Origin of the sequence: Psychrobacter sp. PL15 (genome assembly GCF_035984995.1) — a bacterium.
In the GTDB taxonomy this organism is placed as follows: domain Bacteria; phylum Pseudomonadota; class Gammaproteobacteria; order Pseudomonadales; family Moraxellaceae; genus Psychrobacter.
The window spans coordinates 49,231-69,205 of the sequence record NZ_JAXCIB010000004.1 but is presented as its reverse complement, the minus strand read 5'-3'; the positions used below and the strand labels follow the sequence as shown (position 1 = coordinate 69,205).

The window sequence follows — 19,975 nt, the reverse complement described above, 5'->3', positions numbered from 1 at the left end:
GCCCAAACACTTTGTAAATTGACAGGGTGTACACTAGCATGGCTAACGGTACGATGGATGTATCGATATAGATGTTTACTTCTACTGTATTACTTACCCCAGCGCAATTATTGTGCAGGCGTTTAAGAGCAAAGTAAACTATCTGGCTGATCGATGATGACAGCTTATCCAGCGGCGCTTACTGCTACTACATTTTATTAAGACAAAACGAGCATTCTATATGGCGAACGACATTAAACATTTGCGTAATATCGCAATCATTGCCCACGTTGATCACGGTAAAACGACTTTGGTCGACAAGCTTTTACATCAATCTGGTACTTTTGGCGACCGTGCAAATGTTGCAGAACGTGCAATGGATTCAGGTGATATCGAGCAAGAGCGCGGCATTACTATTTTGGCTAAAAACACAGCCATCAGATGGACGGATAAATCCGACGATACCGAATATCGTATCAATATCGTAGATACCCCAGGTCACGCCGATTTTGGTGGTGAAGTTGAACGGGTCATGTCAATGGTTGACTGCGTACTTTTAGTGGTTGACGCCGTTGATGGCCCAATGCCACAAACCCGTTTTGTGACTCAAAAAGCATTTGAGCAAGGCCTGAAACCAATTGTTGTTATCAATAAAATTGACCGTCCAGGCGCCCGTCCTGATTGGGTAATGGATCAGATTTTTGATTTGTTTGATAACCTTGGCGCTAGTGATGAGCAGCTTGACTTCCCCGTTGTTTATGCCTCTGCATTGAATGGTGTTGCTGGTCTAGAAGCAGATAAGCTTGCTGATGACATGACGCCGTTATTCAAGACTATTGTTGATGTGGTTCAGGCGCCGCAGGTTGATGCAGATGCACCATTCCGTATGCAAATCTCAAGCATTGATTACAATAGCTTCGTTGGTGTTATCGGTATCGGTCGTATTCAGCGCGGTAAAGTTAAAACCAACACGCAAGTGACTGTGATAGGTAAAGACGGCAAAACGCGCAACGGTCGTATATTAAAAATTATGGGCTATCATGGTCTTGACCGTATTGATGTCGAAGACGCCCAAGCAGGTGATATTATCTGTATCACAGGTGTTGATGCGCTTAATATCTCTGATACTATATGTGATCCCAATAATGTTGAAGCTCTGCCAGCGTTGACTGTGGATGAGCCAACAGTATCGATGAACTTCCAGGTAAACAACTCACCATTCGCAGGTCGTGAAGGTAAGTTTGTGACCTCACGTAACATTCGCGAACGCCTAGAGCGTGAGTTAATTCATAACGTGGCATTGCGTGTAGAAGACACCGAGTCACCTGAGAAATTTAAAGTATCAGGCCGTGGTGAGCTACATCTGTCTGTGCTAATCGAAAACATGCGCCGCGAAGGCTATGAGCTTGGCGTATCAGGCCCAGAAGTTATCGTTAAAGAAGTGGATGGTAAACTACAAGAGCCGTACGAAAACGTTGTCTTTGATGTTGAAGAGCAGCATCAAGGTCCAATCATGGAGCAGGTCGGCTTGCGTAAAGGCGAGATGACTAACATGGTTCTCGACGGTAAAGGTCGTATGCGTATTGAAGCAACCATACCCGCTCGTGGTCTTATTGGCTTCCGCTCTGAGTTTCTGACTTTGACTTCAGGATCTGGTATCTTAACGTCAAGCTTCTCGCATTACGGACCACAAAAAATTGGTGATGTTGGCGGCCGTGCTAATGGTGTACTAGTCTCTATGGCTAAAGGGGTTTGCTTAGGATTCGCGTTATTCAACCTGCAAAAGCGTGGCAAGATGTTTGCTGAACCTCAGCTTGAAGTGTATGAAGGTATGATTGTTGGTCTGAACTCACGTAACGATGATATGGCTGTTAACCCAACAACTGCCAAACAGTTAACCAACGTTCGTGCTAGTGGTACTGATGAAGCCTTGACTCTAACGCCAGCGATTAAGTTTACCCTTGAGCAAGCGCTTGAATTCATTCAAGATGATGAGTTGGTTGAAGTAACGCCAAAATCTATCCGCCTACGTAAGCGCTACTTGACTGAAAGTGAGCGTAAGCGTCACGGTCGTAAGAAAGGTGCTTAATATTTATTCTCAATGAGAATTGATATTGAAACAAAAAAGGCTAACGTGATGTTAGCCTTTTTTTATGCTTGGAACATTCTGATTTAACTTCACCTCAGGTATTGAGGCATTCCTGCTCATAAATTGATAATAAATTATTAAGTCTTTGATTCTGTTATCAAGGAGAGCGTCTGGTTAAGGGGCGACTATTATTGTTAAAGTATGATTACAACTAAGGTGTCACTATCACATAGTCATTGGTATTAATCAAAATCTCTGAGGGACCATCGACGACAATACGCACGACATTATCATTGACCACTTGCGACTGCGACTTATAATAATTGTCTTCGGCAACGGTACAGCCCAAACAGCGTGCCATTGCATCCCACGGTTCAACGAATAGCTTTTGCTGCGCTTGATCTGCATTACCGCCAATCAGTGAAAAAGGCAAACTGACAAGATAAGCGGCTGTACCAGCAACAGCGGTCACCAGCTGTAGCGGTTTACCAGCTAGAGTATCAACGACCATGGTTCCGTATGAGGGGCCAAAATCAGTTTCATCAATTTCTATCGCTGCTAAGGCGGGTTGCATACTCGCCACAACGAAGCTCATGCTTGCGATCGCTGTAAGAAGCTTGTGCTTAGTTGTGCGTTGGGTATTGGCTGTAACAGACATGACGATATCCTAAAACTCGTAAGCAGCAGGGCTAATGGCTGCTATTTTTTATATAGAGGTGAGGGAGTAACGATTACTATTAAAGCAAGATGCGGGGTAATTAGCAACAACAATGCGTACGATACAGCAGGTGAGTCGATAAAGAATTCTGTGATAGACCAACTATAATCTCACTTGGTATTTAATCACTTGTTCTATATTTTTTCACTATAGCATTTAAGCTTGATAGACAAATTATACCAGTCGTATTAGAAATACAGTTGCCACTATAGGTTATGATTGTTTGTCTTGCCTTATTGAGTTGAGCTTATTTTATGGCACTAAACTTGTTTTAAAGGCTGGCAGGATGGGCAATAAACACTAGCACGTGCGTTCAGCTTGATGTTATCGAGTAGGGTATCGCAGTGCGGACAAGTCTCGCCATGCTTACCGTAGACATTCAGCGTTTGCTGAAAGTAACCTGTTTGACCACTCGCTACTGTGAAATCCCGCAGCGTTGAACCGCCAAGCTCTATCGCCTTTTTCAAGATAGTCTTGATGTGATCGACCAATATAACTATCTGATCGCACGACAGCTGATGGGCGGGTGTCGCGGGGTGAATACCTGCTAGGTATAAGCTTTCGGTCGCATAAATGTTGCCTACCCCAACCACGACTTGCTGCTCCATGATTACTGACTTAATGGCACGAGCTATAGGACGTTTGCTGGACTTATTAGTGGTCTTATCCTCTATTTCATTAGCAATTGGAGTGCGCTGAATCAAATGATATAAGTAGTCCGCGGTAAACTCCTCTGATAAAGGCTCAGGACCCAAATGATTCAGCAATTTATCACTATAGTCTGCATACCATAACACTGCACCAAAGCGTCTAGGGTCGTGGTAATGCAGTTGGGTGTGAGTGCCACTAGCATCGTTAAATATGATGATTAAATGGTCGTGTTTGCGCTTATCAGTGCCGCGAGCATGTTGCTGTAAGCTACCGGACATACCCAGATGAATCAATAGCTGCCGCGCTACTAAGGCAGTAGAAGGAGTATGGGTGTCAGCATTTTTTAGTGTGGGTGGTACAAAGTTCAATATCAAATACTTGGCCCGCCGCTTGACGCTTTGCAAAGTGTAATTGGCTACGCTATCCAAATCATCAGGCATCAACCAGCGTAATTTTGGCTGGAACACCTGGACGTCGATAACTTGCTGTCCTAATAAGGGCGCTAGGCTGGTTTTGGTGGTTTCAACTTCTGGTAATTCAGGCATAGTGGTTTTTTATGATCACTGTAGTATTAAAAGGACACATTATTAAAAAGACACATTATTAAAAGGACATATTATTAAAAGGACATATTGTTAAAACAATGTACTATTAAAAAAATATGTTACCTAAAGAATGTATCGCTTAAAGAAAGCGTTATTAAAAATATGAGTACTTGCTCGTAAGAGGCTGCAACGGATAGATTATCATGCAACAGCGCGGCGAGCATGTAAGATGCCATGCTGCTGTTCAAGTTTAGCTAATAGCTTAGACAAGTGCTCCAGCCCTGATACCTCGATATGAAATCTTAGAAAAGCAATATTATCATCGGTACTTAGGGTCTCAACCTGACGAATATTGACGTTTTCTTTATCGATAATTTGGGTCAAGTCACGCAATAGGCCTCGTCGATCATACGCTTCAATATGAATATCAACCGGCTGGTAACGACTAGATTGAGACTTCCAAGCCGCATCAATTTTACGCTCAGGCTCACGTTCAACTAAGCGCGTATATTCTGGGCAGCCGCGGTTATGGACACTGATACCGCGAGATAAGGTAATGTAGCCAGCAATAGGTTCGCCATTTACAGGGTGACAGCAGCCCGCTAAATTGATCTCAATGTTATCTAAACCATCGATACATATCTGGTAAGCATCAATTTTACTCGTGGTCTTAAGGTCAACGCTGGGTGAAAATACTTCTTGTTGTTTTTCAGGTTCTAAGTGTAGCTGACGAGAGATATGACCGGTAAGCTGGTTTAGACCGATCTCACCGGTAACCAAGCCGACCACGATATCATCAGTACTATTAACGTGAAAATACTGAAGATAGTCTTTTAAATCAATACTGCTAGGATGTATGGATAAGCGCTCAAGCTCTTTACTCAGCATCCGTCGACCAATTTCAATATTTTTATCGCGATCTTGCTTGTTAAACCATTGACGCAGCTTAGAGCGTGCGCGGTTAGTATGAATGTAACCCAGTGAGGCTACCAACCAATCACGATTAGGCTCACGTGAGGCCTTGGTAATGATTTCGACCTGCTCACCCGTTTTAAGCTGATAAGTCAGTGGCACATAGCGTTGATTGACCCGCGCAGCTTGGGCACGGTTGCCCACTTGCGTATGGACATAATAGGCAAAATCGAGAACAGTCGCCCCTCTAGGAAGCTCGGTAATATCGCCATCACGGCTAAAGATATAAATGCGTTCGAGCTCGTCAAAGTCAACAACTTGTTCTTCATCTTCGAGCTCAGTAAGCTCTATGCCATCGAGCTCCTCACCTGCTGCTAATGCGGTGCGCAGCTGATTGCGAGTTTCGTTATTGACAGATAATAATTGACGGAGTGAACTGATTCTTTGACTGAGGTAATTGTCTTTCTTGTTTTTTAGCCCCTCTTTGTAGTTGACATGGGCACACATGCCAAGCTCGGCTTCAAAATGCATTTCGTGAGTACGAATTTGTACTTCGAGCGATTTATTCTCAGCAATAACAGCGGTATGCAATGAGCGATAGCCATTGGATTTTGGATTGGTAATATAGTCATCGAATTGCTCAGGAATATAGCGCCATAAACCGTGTACCAAACCTAAAACGTGGTAACAGTCTGAAGGGTTGGTGACCAATATTCTTAGGGCACGAATGTCATAGAGTTGATCAAACGATAAGCCTTTAAGCTTCATTTTACGATAAATAGAATAGATATGCTTAACACGTCCTGAGACCTCACCGGTAATACCCGCCTCTATTAAAGCCTCATTTAGCCTGTCTTGGACGCGCTGAATATAAGATTCACGTTCGCTGCGTTTTTCAGATAATAACCTAGCAATCTCTTTATAGCGTTCAGGCGCGAGATAACGAAATGCTAGGTCTTCAAGCTCCCACTTGAGCTGCGCAATACCTAAACGGTGAGCCAGTGGGGCATAGATAGTCATCACTTCACGTGCGACCCGGTGTTGACGCTCAGTATTAGAAAAGGTCAATTCACGCATGGCAAAAGTACGTTCAGCCAGTTTAATGAGTACCACACGCACGTCATTGGTGACTGAGATGAGCATGCTATAAATATTTGATAACTGGTCACGCTGATTATTAACGAAGTGATCTTCCAAGCGTTTGTTACTTTCAATAATTTCAGACAGTTGACCCATTGCTAAGGCATCTTTAACCAAAGTAGAGATGTCAGTACCAAAGTTTTTCTCAATATCAGCCAAACTTATCATAGACTTACGGGCACTACGATAGAGCATTGCAGCGACTAGCGCATCTTCATCTTGATATAAATAAGTCAAGATATCCGTCATACCAATGCCAGTGATGTAGGCACCTGAGCGCTCGGACTCACTAGTATTCATACGGCTACGAATAAACTCACAAGCAGCATTGAGATTGGGTACCGACTCTTGCCCGATACGCTTAGCGACGTTCTCTAGCCAAACAGGAACATCGATGTTGGCATGATCTAAATCAACAGCCTTAAGCTCTTCTGAGAGCAGGGGAGCCTCGTCCAACAGTGTATTGTCTAAGTATTCGTCTGTCAGCTTTGAGTCGTGATTATGGTAAGCCTGTCGCGCTGAGCGATCAAAGGTAGTGTGTAATTTACGAGTAGTTAGCTGTTGCTTGATATCAAATGGTATCTGGGCATAGCTATTGGCAGACTGATGAGAGCGTTGACTGGCGACCAGCTGTGCTGCTAATGTCGCACTATCAGTTTGTGTGGTTTTGCCATCTTTTAGTGGTAATCCTTCACGAATCTTTACCATAGCCGAATCCTCTTAGCTATTTTTAAGTTATTTATGACCTCATTCGCTAGGTGCCTCCTCTGATTCGAATATTGATAAATTATCAGATACAAATCGACACAGCTGCTAAAAAATCCATTTTTCAGCAGCTGTCATAGAGATGAGTACTCAGTGTTTTTGAGGATATAAATGCCAGTGTCTACTACAGGTTTATTAAAAAATCTATAGACCAGTGGGCTATTATTATCTCACTTCAACACCGCAAATCAAGCCAAGCTCTGTAATGATAGTAATGTAGGTAAGCGTAACATAATAGCCGTGTAAATAATGAACTTTACCTTTTATCCAGATAAAAACCTATTACAGCGCTGCCGTAGTGACTCATGAAGTAAGACCAGTAAATACAGTCGATCTTAAGCGGGTACTTTTTCGAAACGTGCAATTGACTCAACGTGACCGGTATGACAGAACATGTCCATGACACCGGCGTGGGTCAAACGGTATCCTTGTTCAAGTAATGCCTTGGTATCACGTGCTAAAGTTGCTGGATTACACGAGACATAAACAATACGCTCAGCATTGAACTTAGGCAAATATTGCATAATATCCCAGGCCCCAGAGCGTGGTGGATCGATAAGTAGCGCATCAAACCCTTGGTTGGCCCACGGCTGATCGGTACAGTCTTGGGTTAAGTCTTGGCTATAAAATTCAGTATTATTGATGCCATTACGACGAGCGTTTTCAGCAGCACGTAGCGTCATGGCTTCGCTACCTTCGACTCCGATTACCGTACCAGATTCACCCACCAAGCGTGCCATTGGTAAACTGAAATTACCTAGACCACTGAATAAATCCAGTACGCGCTCGCCAGCTTTTAAGTCTAATAAATCACAAGCCAGCTTGGTCATCTGTCGATTAACAGACAGATTGACTTGAGTAAAATCGGTAGGAATAAATTCGTAAGTCAAATTATATTCTGGCAATTGATAATACAGACGACCAAATTGCTGGCTCATATCATCGGCGTCAGTCAGCGCAATGCGCTTGATACTGTCAACCCCTTTAGATTGTAAGTATAACTGCCAGTTGCGTGCAGCAAAAAAGACTTTTAGCTTATCCACATCACTGTCTGATAACGGCGATAAATTACGCACAATCAGCGCCACGGGCTGATCGCCATCAGGTAATTCTGGTAGATACTCACCCATGGCCAGCTCAAGCTGAGCGATTTGACTGCGGGCTTCAAGCGAGCTAATCAAGGCTTTTAAGTTCTCAATCTCAAAGCCAATACGCGGGTCTAAAATATGACATTCATTCAGCTCAGCCAAGAAGTTACTCGAACGCTCACGAAAGCCGACCAGTGCGGTTTCTTTTTTGGCAACATAGCGCACACCCAGTCGCGCCTTGGTACGATAACCCAGACGATCTCCAACCACTGGCGCCAGCCAAACATCTGGCTGAACATGGGCTTGGTGCTCTAACATTTCGGCCAGTACGGACTGCTTAAAATTAATTTGTGCATCTGGCTGCCAATGCTGTAAGTTGCAACCACCGCAAACCCCAAAGTGTGGGCAGGGCGCTACGGCGCGCTCTGGATTAGGATTGGCAGTGACGCTAAGCGCATCGCCCTCTTCAAAACTAGTGCGGCTATTGGTCAGTTTGACCAGCACGCTTTCACCCGGCAAAGCAAAGCTAACAAAGATCTTTTTGCCATGTTTGTCCAGTGCATGACCTTCCGCTTCACCCCAGCCATTACCATATACCGCAACGCCACGTCCATCATGCGATAAGCCGTCAATAGTAAAGGGTAGCGGCTCTGCTTCTTTTAGACGTTTGCGCGTTTTTGACGAGGGTTTGGACTTTTTCTTGTTGGGTGGAACCGTAATGTTTTTAGTGTCGCTAGCTGGTTGAGTCGTGTCATGTACGGTAGACGTCTTGGAATCGGTGGGTTGCATAAACCTGCCTTAACAATAAATGAGAAATAATAAAAAGGGCGATAAAAGTAGTATCAAATTGCAGTACTTATATTGCAGTACTTATAATGTGATTACTTATAATGTTAGTACTTATGGTGCAGGCGCTGAGGGTAATGAGGTCCAATCAGCGATAAATTCTTGGTGCCGTAAGCTACCATCCGCTTGAGTGAACCTAGCTATGTAATCGCGGCTGTGCTGCTGCCAGTCGTTAAAAGCTGGCGATGACAGCTGTCCGGTTAGGCGCAGCCAGCGCAGGTAAATCAGCCAGGTATTCATTACATCGGACTCGCAGTATATAGATAGCGTTTGCCAGTCATCATTGGCGACGAGATCGCCGACCATGCTGCCGTCAACATCAGTTTTACCCGGTAAACCATATAGACTGGCGACCACGTCCATTGCTTCACGCCGGCTAGCACCGTATTGGCTGAATCTGTCCATCAGATCAAGGTGTTTGGTTTGGAAACGGTTGACGTAATTGTCAAAACGCATGTTCTTAATACGCTCGCCTTCTTCAAACAGCCATGGTGCTGATAAATCGTATTGCATGGCGCGGTAGATGAGTACAGGAATATCGAACCCTGAACCATTCCAACTGATTAACTGTGGCAAGTTATCGATATCACCAAATGCTCGAAAAAACTTAGCCAGAATGTCTTTTTCACTAAACTTGTCTGCGCTCAAGGAAAACAAAGACAGCTGACCGTCCTTGATATACAGTGCAGAGATACAGACAATACGCTGAAGTGGTAGCCGCATGAAGTCGTGCCCCGCTTCTTGGATTCGGATCGCTTGTAGCGCGCTCATAGCATCAGCATCGTTCAGATCAGCCAATTGCGGATAGATACGCCGCGCGGCATCAGTGTCTGCTACCGTCTCAATATCAAAGACCAATGTGGGGTTGTAAGGTAAGGCGTGTGGCATAAATAATCCTGAGCTATCGTTCGTTACGCTGATTGAGCACTGTCGTTACTGCCGGTATCAAGAACAGCACCTTCAAAAATACTGTTCTCAAAAAATAGTATCATCAAGGCTATCATCGACATTATATAATCCAGTCGATAAATAACGATCACCGCGGTCGCAGACAATAAAGGCAATAACCGCATTAGGATTGGCTTTAGCAACCTGTATAGCAGCCCATGTAGCAGCGCCCGATGACACTCCGGCAAAAATACCTTCGTTTTTGGCCAATTTACGCATATAAACCTCAGCAGTATACTGATTAATATCCATAATTTCATCGACCAAATCTGCGTCATAGATACCCGGCATATAAGCTGCCGGCCAGCGGCGGATACCCGCGATTGATGCGTCTTCATCAGGCTGGAGACCGATAATTTTAACCGCTGGGTTTTGTTCTTTTAGATACTGAGATACCCCAGTAATCGTGCCTGTAGTGCCCATTGAACTAATAAAATGAGTAATCTTACCATTGGTTTGCTGCCATAACTCTGGACCGGTGGTTAAGTAATGTGCTCGTCTGTTATCAGGATTATTAAACTGGTCTAATACCACCCCTAAGCCATCAGCTTGCATCCTTAATGCTAAGTCCCGTGCTACTTCCATGCCTTCGTCGACTTCGATTAAGGTCGCACCATAGGCAACCATCGCATCTTTACGCTCTTGGGTGGAGTTGGTCGGCATCAACAGCGTTATTGGATAACCCCGCATGGCGGCTACCATCGCTAGTGCAATGCCAGTATTACCACTGGTCGCTTCAATCAGAGTATCGCCGGGCTTAATCTCGCCGCGCTGTTCTGCTTGATAGATCATATTAAAAGCAGCACGATCTTTAACAGAGCCGGCGGGGTTATTGCCTTCAAGCTTGGCTAAAAGTTGCGCCCCATTGCTGATCTGCTCTTGTTCTGGCAAACGATGTAATCTAGCTAATGGCGTCTGACCGACGCAATCAGCAAGATCAGCGACTTGAGTGATAAAGTTGGCGTTCGATGGGGTCGTAGACGACATAAGGCATCCTTGTTGATTTTTTAAATGACTGTTTGTTATATGACTGCTTAATACAACACTACTGCTACTTATTTATGCTGCAAATAAAAATTGGCTCATTATATCATTTTGTTTTCAGCTGCGCTTATCGCATCAAGGTTTATTGCTAAATAGACAACGCCCAAAGAAGAAGGTTTAAAAAATTTGGGTAATCAGGTTAGTTTGCGAAATTCACTATTATTCACTACTAATGGCACACCACTAATCGGTCTATAACGGTTCAAATATAAAAGTTAATATACGGGCTTGATAGCAAGTTATTAAACAAGCCACTTGATGTAAGACTAAGGAGGTCATTGTTCCTAAACTCTCAAATTTGCATGCTTATTTTTACTAGATTGCATTGGCAGCACTTACATTTATAAATACTGCTAACATGGTTTTAATATTTAACGAGTTATAATAATGTTCGATGAGGTGTATACAAGACCATTAAACATTTATTGAGGTCTCGTTCAGAGGTCTCATCGAATAGCTGATGACCATTATCTCAATAATGGCATACTTGTATAACATGAATACAAACAGCATATCTATTAGTGGTGCAAACTAGTAGTGCAAATAGTGGTGCAAACGTCAGCAGTAGCGCAAACGTCAGTGGAGTTCAAATTTAGCATGGCAAATAAAAAACGCTTTGATACCAGTAGCGCCTATGGTCAGTTGATTCTATTGGTGTTTTTGCCAATTTGTGTGCTGGCAGCGGTTGGTGGTATTTTAGTATTCCATGAGACCATGCGCGCTAGTGATTCCGAGCAAGAAGCTCTAGCAGAGGCATTTTTAATCCGCTATAAACCGACGGTTACTGAGCTTATTCCAGCATTGCTTGAGCAAGAGCGTCAACAGTCAAAAGCCAATGAGGAAAATGCTCAAAACATCGTTGACGGTATGGCAGCGGCCAGTCAAAAGGCACTTGAGAAGGGCTCAGCACCCGAGAACCTACCGTTATCACAAGTACACTCTGATAATTACATGGGTGCGCGCGGCGCCAGTCTAAGCAGTGCAATACTCTCAGAAGAAGAGTTAGGAGGCATACCGACCTTTGTACCATCCAGTACGGTCATCGTCGATGAGGGTTTAACCCGTACAAATGTTGCCCCAAGCGGAGCAATTGCCACTCTGGTATCGATTCGCGACAGGCTCAGCCGTATGCAGTCTGAGCAGCATGTGCAGCGTATTGCCATCATCAACGAGAACAACAATCAAGTATTGGCTACCGTAGGCTATGGTGTGAACGAGACCTGGCCTTCAATAGATGGGTCGCAGAGCTTCTTATCGCAACAAGCCACACCTATCGGTACGGCCTATGGCAGTTTGTTGGGCAATTTTGAAGGGCAAAAACTGTGGCTGTTGGTCGATATGGACAATGAGCCGCTCTATATCGCGCGCTACCGTATCGCGATGTCGTTGGTCATTACGGGTCTGCTCACTATTTTAATCTTATTGTTAAGCCTAAACATCTATGCCAAACGTTGGATTGCCCCCATTTATGAGCTGCGTTTGCAGCTGCAACGCACTCATGTTGATAATCTATATAAACCTGTTTTGGTTGAATCTGATGGTGAGCTGAATCTATTGCAGCAAGATTTGGTCAAGACGTTACGCCGCTTGCATGTTAGTTTTCAAGAGCTTACCGATCATGCAGAACAAACTGAAGATGACCTTCGTTTGGCTTTTGATGAGATGGAAATGCAAAACATCTCAATCCGCGACGCACGAGATGCCGCCATTTCTACCAGCCAAGCCAAGTCTGCGTTTTTGGCCAATATCAGCCATGAGCTGCGTACGCCTCTAAACAGTATTGATGGCTTTATCAATCTGCTGGCGCGTCATGGAGAGCTCAATCCTGAGCAAGACTTATATGTGCAAACGATCCGTAAGTCTTCAGCGCATTTGCTGGCCTTGGTTAATGACGTCTTAGACTTTTCAAAGATTGAGGCGGGCAAACTGGTCCTTGATCGCCATGAATTTGATTTGTATGACACTATCTATGATGTAGTCGATATGTTCTCGCCAGTAACCGCAGAAAAAGGCCTGCGAATGGCCGTGCTGTTTTATAACGATGTACCGATGCGTATCGTTGGTGATGCCCTACGTCTCAAGCAAGTATTGACTAATATTGTCGGTAATGCGATTAAGTTTACCGATATTGGTGACGTGGTAGTGCGGGTTAGTCTGGATGATCATCGAGACAATCATTTGATGATTAGCATTCAAGATAGCGGTAAAGGAATCTCGGACGCTGACCAAAAAATGTTGTTTCAAAGCTTTAGCCAAGGCGATCCTTCAATTACCCGCCAATATGGCGGTACAGGGCTAGGCCTAGTTATATCCAAGCAATTGACGCGGCTGATGGGCGGTGATATTGGCTTTTATGATAATGCCCAAGAAAACATCGCCAATCAAGGAGCGACCTTTTGGTTTCGGATGCCAGCGCATGTTGATGTGTTAGAAGCGGCTACTGGGCAGACTATTGCGTTGCCCGTTCTTGCACCACTTGCTAGTGACACTGATGAGTTTCACGTTTTAGTATGGATTAATCACACGGCTTCTAGACAGGTTCTTAAAGCCAGTTTGCAAAATTTACCTATCAAGCTGACTCAAGCCAACTCCTTACCGGGTGTGTTGGAATCCCTAAAAGAGCAGGGTAATTATTGGGATTGGGTGATTGTTGATGATGATACTCAAGATGACATGATGGCCTTGCTCAAACAAATTCGCCTACATTATCAAGGCAAGCTGGCGGTATTTGGTTATCAGGTTGCCGCTGATCAAGCACTGCTCAACCGCTATCATGCCAACATATTATATGAGCCTCTAGATAAGCGACAACTCTATGCCATGCTTGATACGCAAAAGCGCAGTGCACCAATCCAAGCACAAGAACCGCGCTGGAAAGGAATGACTGTACTGGCCGTTGATGATCACTTACCTAACTTATTAGTGCTAGATGCACTGCTCAGCGAGCTTGGGATTAAAGTCATCACCGCCAATAGCGGTTTTGATGCCATTGAACTAATCAGCAAGCAACATGCTAAAAATACAAAAATTGCCAAAACCAATCAGCAAAGTCTTTCAAGCAAAACCCAAGTTTCTAAGGCTGAAGCCCGTGCAAAAACCAGTAATACCTCGGCTAACTCTGTATCCACTACCGAAGAAAATATTGAATATAAAGTGAGTGCGGATGATGGTAATATCGACTTAATCTTTATGGATATTCAAATGCCGCGCATGTCAGGACGCGAGGCGGCCGAGCAAATTCGTAAAATTGAAGCGACGGACAATCGTATTCCAATCATTGCTCTGACCGCGCATGGCTTAGCGGATGAGCGCGATAAGCTAGTGGCCAGCGGTATTGATGACTATGTTGGTAAGCCTATTAGCCAACCGCAATTGCTACAAGTCCTACAAAAGTGGCTGGGACGCACGGGGACTCCTCAGCGCTTGACCACATTAGCCTCAGATGTCAAAGCGCAAACGGTCAATTCACCAGATAGTGTGACCCAAAGACCGTTATCCCCAAGTGTAGCGCCACTTATTACTAATATTAGTGGCGCTAGTGATGCTGATGCTGTTTTAACTTACGGGGGGGTGGTTGATTATGATATCCGTACCAAACCAGTAGACCTTCAAGCAGAGCAAAAAACAGCACGGCCATTGTCGCTCAAAAAGATTCGCGATGACTTTCTGCGTGACAGTCAGCCTCGTGATGATTACCGCCGCGAACCGCAGCGTACCACTCAGCCACGCTACGAAAACTTGCAATACCAAGAGCATCTACAAGCATCACTAACTGAATACGAGGGTCAACCGTCAAACCATCCGCTGACAGAAGACCACCTAAAAACCAATATTATTGATACGTTAGATATCTTAAACTGGCAAGATGCGCTGACTCGTTCAGCCAATAAACCTGACCTTGCGGCCAAGCTCATTATTATGATGCTAGATACTATCGTTGATGAAAAGAAGATATTAACCCAAGCCTGGGAAACGCGTGATCGCAGTACGCTGGCGCAAATTGCCCATCGCATCTTAGGGGGTAGTCGCTATACGGGTGTACCGCAATTGCGCCAGGCCAGCCAAAACTTAGAAGATAAGTGCTTATTAAATATCCAACATACGACCCCGGCACAGTTTGCTATGCTTGAGCCTTATTATGATGACTTGCTACTGGCGCTGACCAATTTACAACTGCTTGATCTGTCGCCCTATCCACAGTTAACGTATCATCGTCTCAGCGAAAACGACATGACTTGGAAAATGATTTGAGATGAGTGCTTATTTGAGATGTATAGTTAAAATACCTTAAAAACGCTACCGTGCTGCTGGTATGAATTTTTTGCAGCCTTTGTCATGATTGTGAACAGCAAGCAAAAAAATACATCGGTAGCATATTGTTATGAACGACTCTCTTTTATTTTGAACTGACCCTAGCTATCTTCATAATCATCACAATAGTGATCCTCATTTTACTATTTATTTTATTGACCTTGATGGTCGTTTTACCGTTATTAAGGAGTGTTATGCACGCTATCGCCGCCTATCAATATCAAACCCTACAAGTTAGTATGACCCAAGATATCTTGACCATCAGTTTAAATCGTCCACAGAAAAAAAACGCGATGAGTTTTGAGATGATGCATGAGCTGATTGCAGTTGCGGGGCGTATCTGCAAAGACAAAAAACTACGTGCAGTCATTATTAATGGTGCTGAAGGCACGTTTTGTGCGGGTGTCGATTTAAGTGACCTAAACCAACCCAAAAATCAAGCTTATGCATTATGGGAACTGGTTAAGCCGAGTCAAAGTTTGTTTCAGCGAGTCTGTCTGGTCTGGCGAGATCTGCCTATTCCAGTTATCGCTGTGTTAGAAGGGCATTGTATCGGTGCAGGCTTACAACTGGCGTTAGCGTGCGATGTGCGTATCAGTAGCCCTGATTGTAAGCTGTCTATTATGGAAGCGAAGTGGGGGCTAGTCCCTGATATGGGGTTAACCCAGTCAGCGCTTGGGGTTGTGCGCGTAGACGTATTAAAAGAGTTGGCCATGAGTGCCCGTACCATTGATGCACAGCAAGGTCAGAAATTAGGTCTTATCAGCCATTGTAGCGAATCACCATTACAGCACGCGCAACAGCTCGCTATTGAGTTTGCGCAGCGTTCCCCCGATGCAGTGCTAGCAAGTAAGCGTATTGTGAATGCCATGTATCAGCAAGCACCAACTACCTTATATAAAGAAAAAGCTTGGCAGTTAAAATTGATGCTAGGGCGTAACCGTAAACTTGCCGTAAAAAAGGCGAAGGCAGCGGGAACTCTATTTACAAAACGTCAGTTCCACTAATCTAAGTGCATCTAAAGATGTGAAACCGTAGCTTTTACGTAAATTCTACTTACCGAACTTCAGCTACTCGTTGAAATGCTAGCAGACAGTACGATATAACACTGTCTGCTATTGTACGTTCGCGTCTATGCGATGTTGCTTTATGACGCTCCTTTCTTATATTGCTTATAATTATATCAGCGAATAAAAACTAACAATAATAACCCTTATATAAAATGGTCTGAGACATGTCTGCTCCAAAATCTATCCCGCCCAATCAATCTTCTGCCCCCACTCGTGTACGTTCATCAGATCTACCAGTCGCCTGGATTATGATGCTAGGGCTCATTGTCGCCGTTGGGCCTTTATCTATCGATATGTATTTGCCAGCGCTACCAGAGATGGCCGCCAGCTTCGGCGTGCCGACTGCCTTTATTGCCAACTCTGTGCCTGCCTATTTTGTTGGTTTGGTATTTGGCCAGTTGTTTTATGGTCCATTGAGTGATCGTATTGGCCGTGTTAAACCTCTATATTTTGGTATGACCTTATATGTCATCGCCTCCATCCTTTGCGCGACCACTAATAATGAATATGTGCTGTTTGCGGGACGTACCCTGCAAGCACTGGGGGCATGTGTGGGGGCTGTCGTTACTCGCGCCGCGATTCGAGATCGCCTCACTGCTAGACAAACCGCAAAAGCGTTTTCTATTATGATACTGGTCATGGGCTTGGCACCAATATTAGCACCATCGCTTGGCGCATTATTCCTACGGTTCTTTAGCTGGCATTCTATATTCTGGTTTTTAGCGGCTTTTGGCACGCTCAATTTAATACTGACTAAGCTATTTTTCTTCGAAACCCTAACGGAAGAAAACCGCAATGTCCGCCCAGTTAAGGAAGTACTCAGTCAATATTGGGACTTGTTAAAAGATCCGACTTTTAATTACCCAGCGATTGGTGGCGGCTTGTTGATGGGCGCGATGTTTGTCTATATCAGTGCAGCCTCTGAGCTATTGATGGATAATTATGGTATTTCATCCACTCATTTTGGTTGGATTTTTGGGATGAATGCGGCAGGTTTTGTAGCTTTGACCCAGCTCAATCAATGGCTGACCAACCGTTTCCGTATTCTCAGCATATTGCGCTTTGGCGCTGCCATGCAAGTCGTTGCTTCGGCAGGGTTGTTTGTATTGGGTCTTATTTTCGGTAGTGATGCGTGGCTGCCCCTAGTATTAATCTGCATCTTCCTTTGTATCTCCGGTCTCGGTTTAACGCAGCCAAACGCGTCCGCTATTGCGCTGGCGTTTCAAAAACGCCGTGCTGGTATGGCCAGTGCGCTACAAGGCTCGCTGATGTTTTCGGTGGGTCTCTTTGGTGGTTTACTACTGAACCTATTTCCGGTCAATACAGTACTCAAAATTGGTATTACTATGTTTATGCTGATGAGTCTAGGCTGTTTCTTGATTTGGCGTATCGATCGTAATTTGAATCTTGATGATGCTGAGTAATGTAGAGGGTTTTACCCTTGCTCGCCGTATCCATATCAGACTCATGAGCAATAATAACACTGGCAGTACTTAAAGATTTTATGATAAAATACAGCCCAGCTATTTCTATAATCCGTTTTAGAACCTGTTCTAGAATCTGGTTTATAGTTTGATTTTGAACATTTAGTTGAAAGTTAAACGATAGCTCTTTTTTTAACCAACCAATGACACACACATCATGGTAAAAAATTGCTGGGTGTTCGGCGACTTGATTAATTTGCGACAGCACGGTATTAGGCTAGCAAAGCTTTTATCGCCAGCAGATGCGTATCGCTGAATAGGCAGTTTTTGTGATGTGGAGGCATAACCCAACACCAAGGAATTTTACATGGCTAATCAAAATCCAACTCAAATTGCAATGCGCGACTTACTACAAGCCGGCGCTCACTTTGGTCACCAAACACGTTTCTGGAACCCAAAAATGGGTCCATATATCTTTGGTGCGCGTAACAAAATTCATATTATTAACTTAGAGCACACCGTAAAAGCCTTCAATGAAGCGCTAAACTACGTAAACAATCTAGCTAGCAAGAAAAACAAAGTATTGTTCGTTGGTACTAAACGCGCAGCCAGTGGCGTTATCCGTGAACAAGCAGCTCGCGCTGGTATGCCTTATGTTGACCATCGCTGGTTAGGTGGCATGTTGACTAACTGGAAAACCCTACGTCAGTCAATCAATCGTCTAAAAGAGCTTGAAAAACAAGCAGAAGACGGTACTTTCGCTAAGTTAACCAAACGTGAAGCGCTAGAGCGTACCCGCGACATGGAAAAACTTGAGCGTTCATTGGGCGGTATCAAAGACATGGGCGGCCTACCTGACGCTATCTTCGTCGTTGACGTGGATCATGAAGCGATCGCAATTAAAGAAGCCAAAAATCTAGGTATCCCAGTTATTGGTATCGTTGATACTAACTCTAACCCAGATAACGTTGACTACATCATCCCAGCAAACGATGATGCTATCCGTGCCGTGACCCTATATGTCACTGCTATGGCTGATGCCATTATCGCTGGCAAAGAGTATGCACAAACTCAAGCAAGTGGTGGCGCTGACCAAGAACAGGCTGCAGAACAAGCGCCTGTTGCTGCTGAGCAAGAAGCACCAGCTACTGAAGAAGCACCAGCTGCTACCGAACAGTCAGCAGAAGCATCTGCCGTAAAAGCACCAGCAGAAGCACAAGCTGACCTATAGGCTTCAGCACCTAACGTCATAAACAAAAGGCTGACTTGATAATTTACTTATCAGCATCCATATAACGTTAGTAACAGCATAAAATCTCGGACAAGGCATGATGTAGTTTTACTCGTCATGCCTTGTTGTTGATGGATTAGCTATCAGTGATCGAGCCGCTAATGGACGAGTATTATCGTCTATAATAGCAAGCGCTATATCTATAGCGGTAGCTCTTCTAAATATCCGCTGACGATGAGCAATCTTATTAAGTTTACATCAACAATACGATCTCAAATAGAAGTTAAGCACTCCCATACATAACAATACTAAGGTAACTCTTATGACAGAAGTAAAAGTATCTGCCAAAATGGTAAAAGAATTGCGCGACCGTACTGGTCTTGGCATGATGGAATGTAAAAAAGCGTTAGAAGAATCAAACGGTGATGTCGAAACTGCCATTGATAACCTACGTAAGTCTGGCCAAGCAAAAGCGGCCAAAAAAGCCGGTAACATTGCTGCTGATGGCGCTATTATTATTGTTCAAGGCGAAAATAAAGCCTTCCTAGTAGAAGTTAACTGTCAAACTGACTTTGTCGCAAAAGACAATAGCTTCACTGCGTTTGCAGAAAAAGTAGCCAATATTGCATTAGAAAACAATACTACTGATGTTGCTGCTATCTCTGAATTGCCTTATGGCGATGGTCAAACCGTTGAAGAAGCTCGTGTCTCACTAGTACAAAAAATCGGTGAAAACATTCAGTTGCGTCGCGTTGAGACTCTCGAAGGCAATAATATCGCCGCGTACCGCCATGGTCTACGTATTGGTGTGGTCGTCTCTTTTGAAGGTGGTGGTGCAGACACTGGCAAAAACCTTGCCATGCATATCGCTGCATTCAACCCAGTTGCGGTAGATGACAACGACGTTGCTGCTGATGTCCTAGCACGCGAAAAAGACATCATCGAAGCCAAAGCAAAAGAATCTGGCAAGCCGGATAACATCGTTGAAAAAATGATTGAAGGTGGCCTACGTAAGTACCTAGACGAAGTTACTTTGCTACGTCAACCATACGTCATGGACAACGAGAAAAAAGTTGGCGACGTACTAAAAGCGGAAGGCGTAAAAGTGCTAGGCTTTAAACGTTTAGAAGTCGGCGAAGGCATTGAGAAAAAGCAAGAAGACTTCGCTGCTGAAGTTGCTGCTACTCAAGCATTAGCTAACCAGTAAGTTTTCA

General features: G+C 44.2%; 12 protein-coding genes. 6 read left to right on the top strand and 6 right to left on the bottom strand.

The window, feature by feature from the left end; translation table 11 throughout:
* Positions 1 to 220: 220 nt before the first annotated feature.
* The gene (typA, locus tag RCH20_RS04805) at positions 221 to 2,068 is read left to right on the top strand and encodes a translational GTPase TypA (RefSeq protein ID WP_327192785.1); all 1,848 of its coding nucleotides are present in this window, start codon (positions 221 to 223) and stop codon (positions 2,066 to 2,068) included.
* A gap of 211 nt (positions 2,069 to 2,279) precedes the next feature.
* On the opposite strand, the gene RCH20_RS04800 is transcribed toward typA, so the two are convergent.
* The 6 genes from RCH20_RS04800 to cysM form a co-directional block, all read right to left on the bottom strand.
* A complete protein-coding gene (locus tag RCH20_RS04800) occupies positions 2,280 to 2,726 on the bottom strand; it encodes a hypothetical protein (RefSeq protein WP_209955387.1) in 447 nt (148 codons plus the stop codon).
* A gap of 320 nt (positions 2,727 to 3,046) precedes the next feature.
* Positions 3,047 to 3,982 (bottom strand): bifunctional DNA-formamidopyrimidine glycosylase/DNA-(apurinic or apyrimidinic site) lyase, encoded by a 936-nt coding sequence (gene mutM / locus RCH20_RS04795; RefSeq protein WP_327192784.1) that lies wholly within the window; start codon positions 3,980 to 3,982, stop codon positions 3,047 to 3,049.
* A 201-nt stretch (positions 3,983 to 4,183) separates the two neighbouring features.
* Entirely contained in the window at positions 4,184 to 6,742 is a 2,559-nt protein-coding gene (locus tag RCH20_RS04790; RefSeq protein ID WP_327192783.1) for a RelA/SpoT family protein, read from the bottom strand.
* 392 nt (positions 6,743 to 7,134) lie between these two features.
* On the bottom strand, positions 7,135 to 8,676 hold the full coding sequence (gene rlmD, locus RCH20_RS04785) for a 23S rRNA (uracil(1939)-C(5))-methyltransferase RlmD (RefSeq protein ID WP_209955381.1): 1,542 nt from the start codon (positions 8,674 to 8,676) through the stop codon (positions 7,135 to 7,137).
* 111 nt (positions 8,677 to 8,787) lie between these two features.
* A complete protein-coding gene (locus tag RCH20_RS04780) occupies positions 8,788 to 9,621 on the bottom strand; it encodes a 3'-5' exonuclease (RefSeq protein ID WP_209955379.1) in 834 nt (277 codons plus the stop codon).
* An 87-nt stretch (positions 9,622 to 9,708) separates the two neighbouring features.
* Complete coding sequence (gene cysM, locus RCH20_RS04775) at positions 9,709 to 10,668, bottom strand: cysteine synthase CysM (protein WP_327192782.1); 960 nt, start codon at positions 10,666 to 10,668, stop codon at positions 9,709 to 9,711.
* Positions 10,669 to 11,322: 654 nt separating this feature from the next.
* Here cysM and RCH20_RS04770 point away from each other — a divergent pair.
* From RCH20_RS04770 to tsf, 5 genes are all read left to right on the top strand, one after another.
* Positions 11,323 to 14,976, top strand: a complete 3,654-nt coding sequence (locus RCH20_RS04770) for an ATP-binding protein (protein WP_327192781.1) — start codon at positions 11,323 to 11,325, stop codon at positions 14,974 to 14,976.
* Between the two features lie 254 nt (positions 14,977 to 15,230).
* Positions 15,231 to 16,043, top strand: a complete 813-nt coding sequence (locus RCH20_RS04765) for a crotonase/enoyl-CoA hydratase family protein (protein WP_209955375.1) — start codon at positions 15,231 to 15,233, stop codon at positions 16,041 to 16,043.
* A gap of 227 nt (positions 16,044 to 16,270) precedes the next feature.
* On the top strand, positions 16,271 to 17,530 hold the full coding sequence (locus RCH20_RS04760; RefSeq protein ID WP_209955373.1) for a multidrug effflux MFS transporter: 1,260 nt from the start codon (positions 16,271 to 16,273) through the stop codon (positions 17,528 to 17,530).
* A 367-nt stretch (positions 17,531 to 17,897) separates the two neighbouring features.
* A complete protein-coding gene (gene rpsB / locus RCH20_RS04755) occupies positions 17,898 to 18,761 on the top strand; it encodes a 30S ribosomal protein S2 (RefSeq protein WP_209955370.1) in 864 nt (287 codons plus the stop codon).
* A 322-nt stretch (positions 18,762 to 19,083) separates the two neighbouring features.
* A complete protein-coding gene (gene tsf, locus RCH20_RS04750; protein WP_209955368.1) occupies positions 19,084 to 19,968 on the top strand; it encodes a translation elongation factor Ts in 885 nt (294 codons plus the stop codon).
* Positions 19,969 to 19,975: the final 7 nt, after the last annotated feature.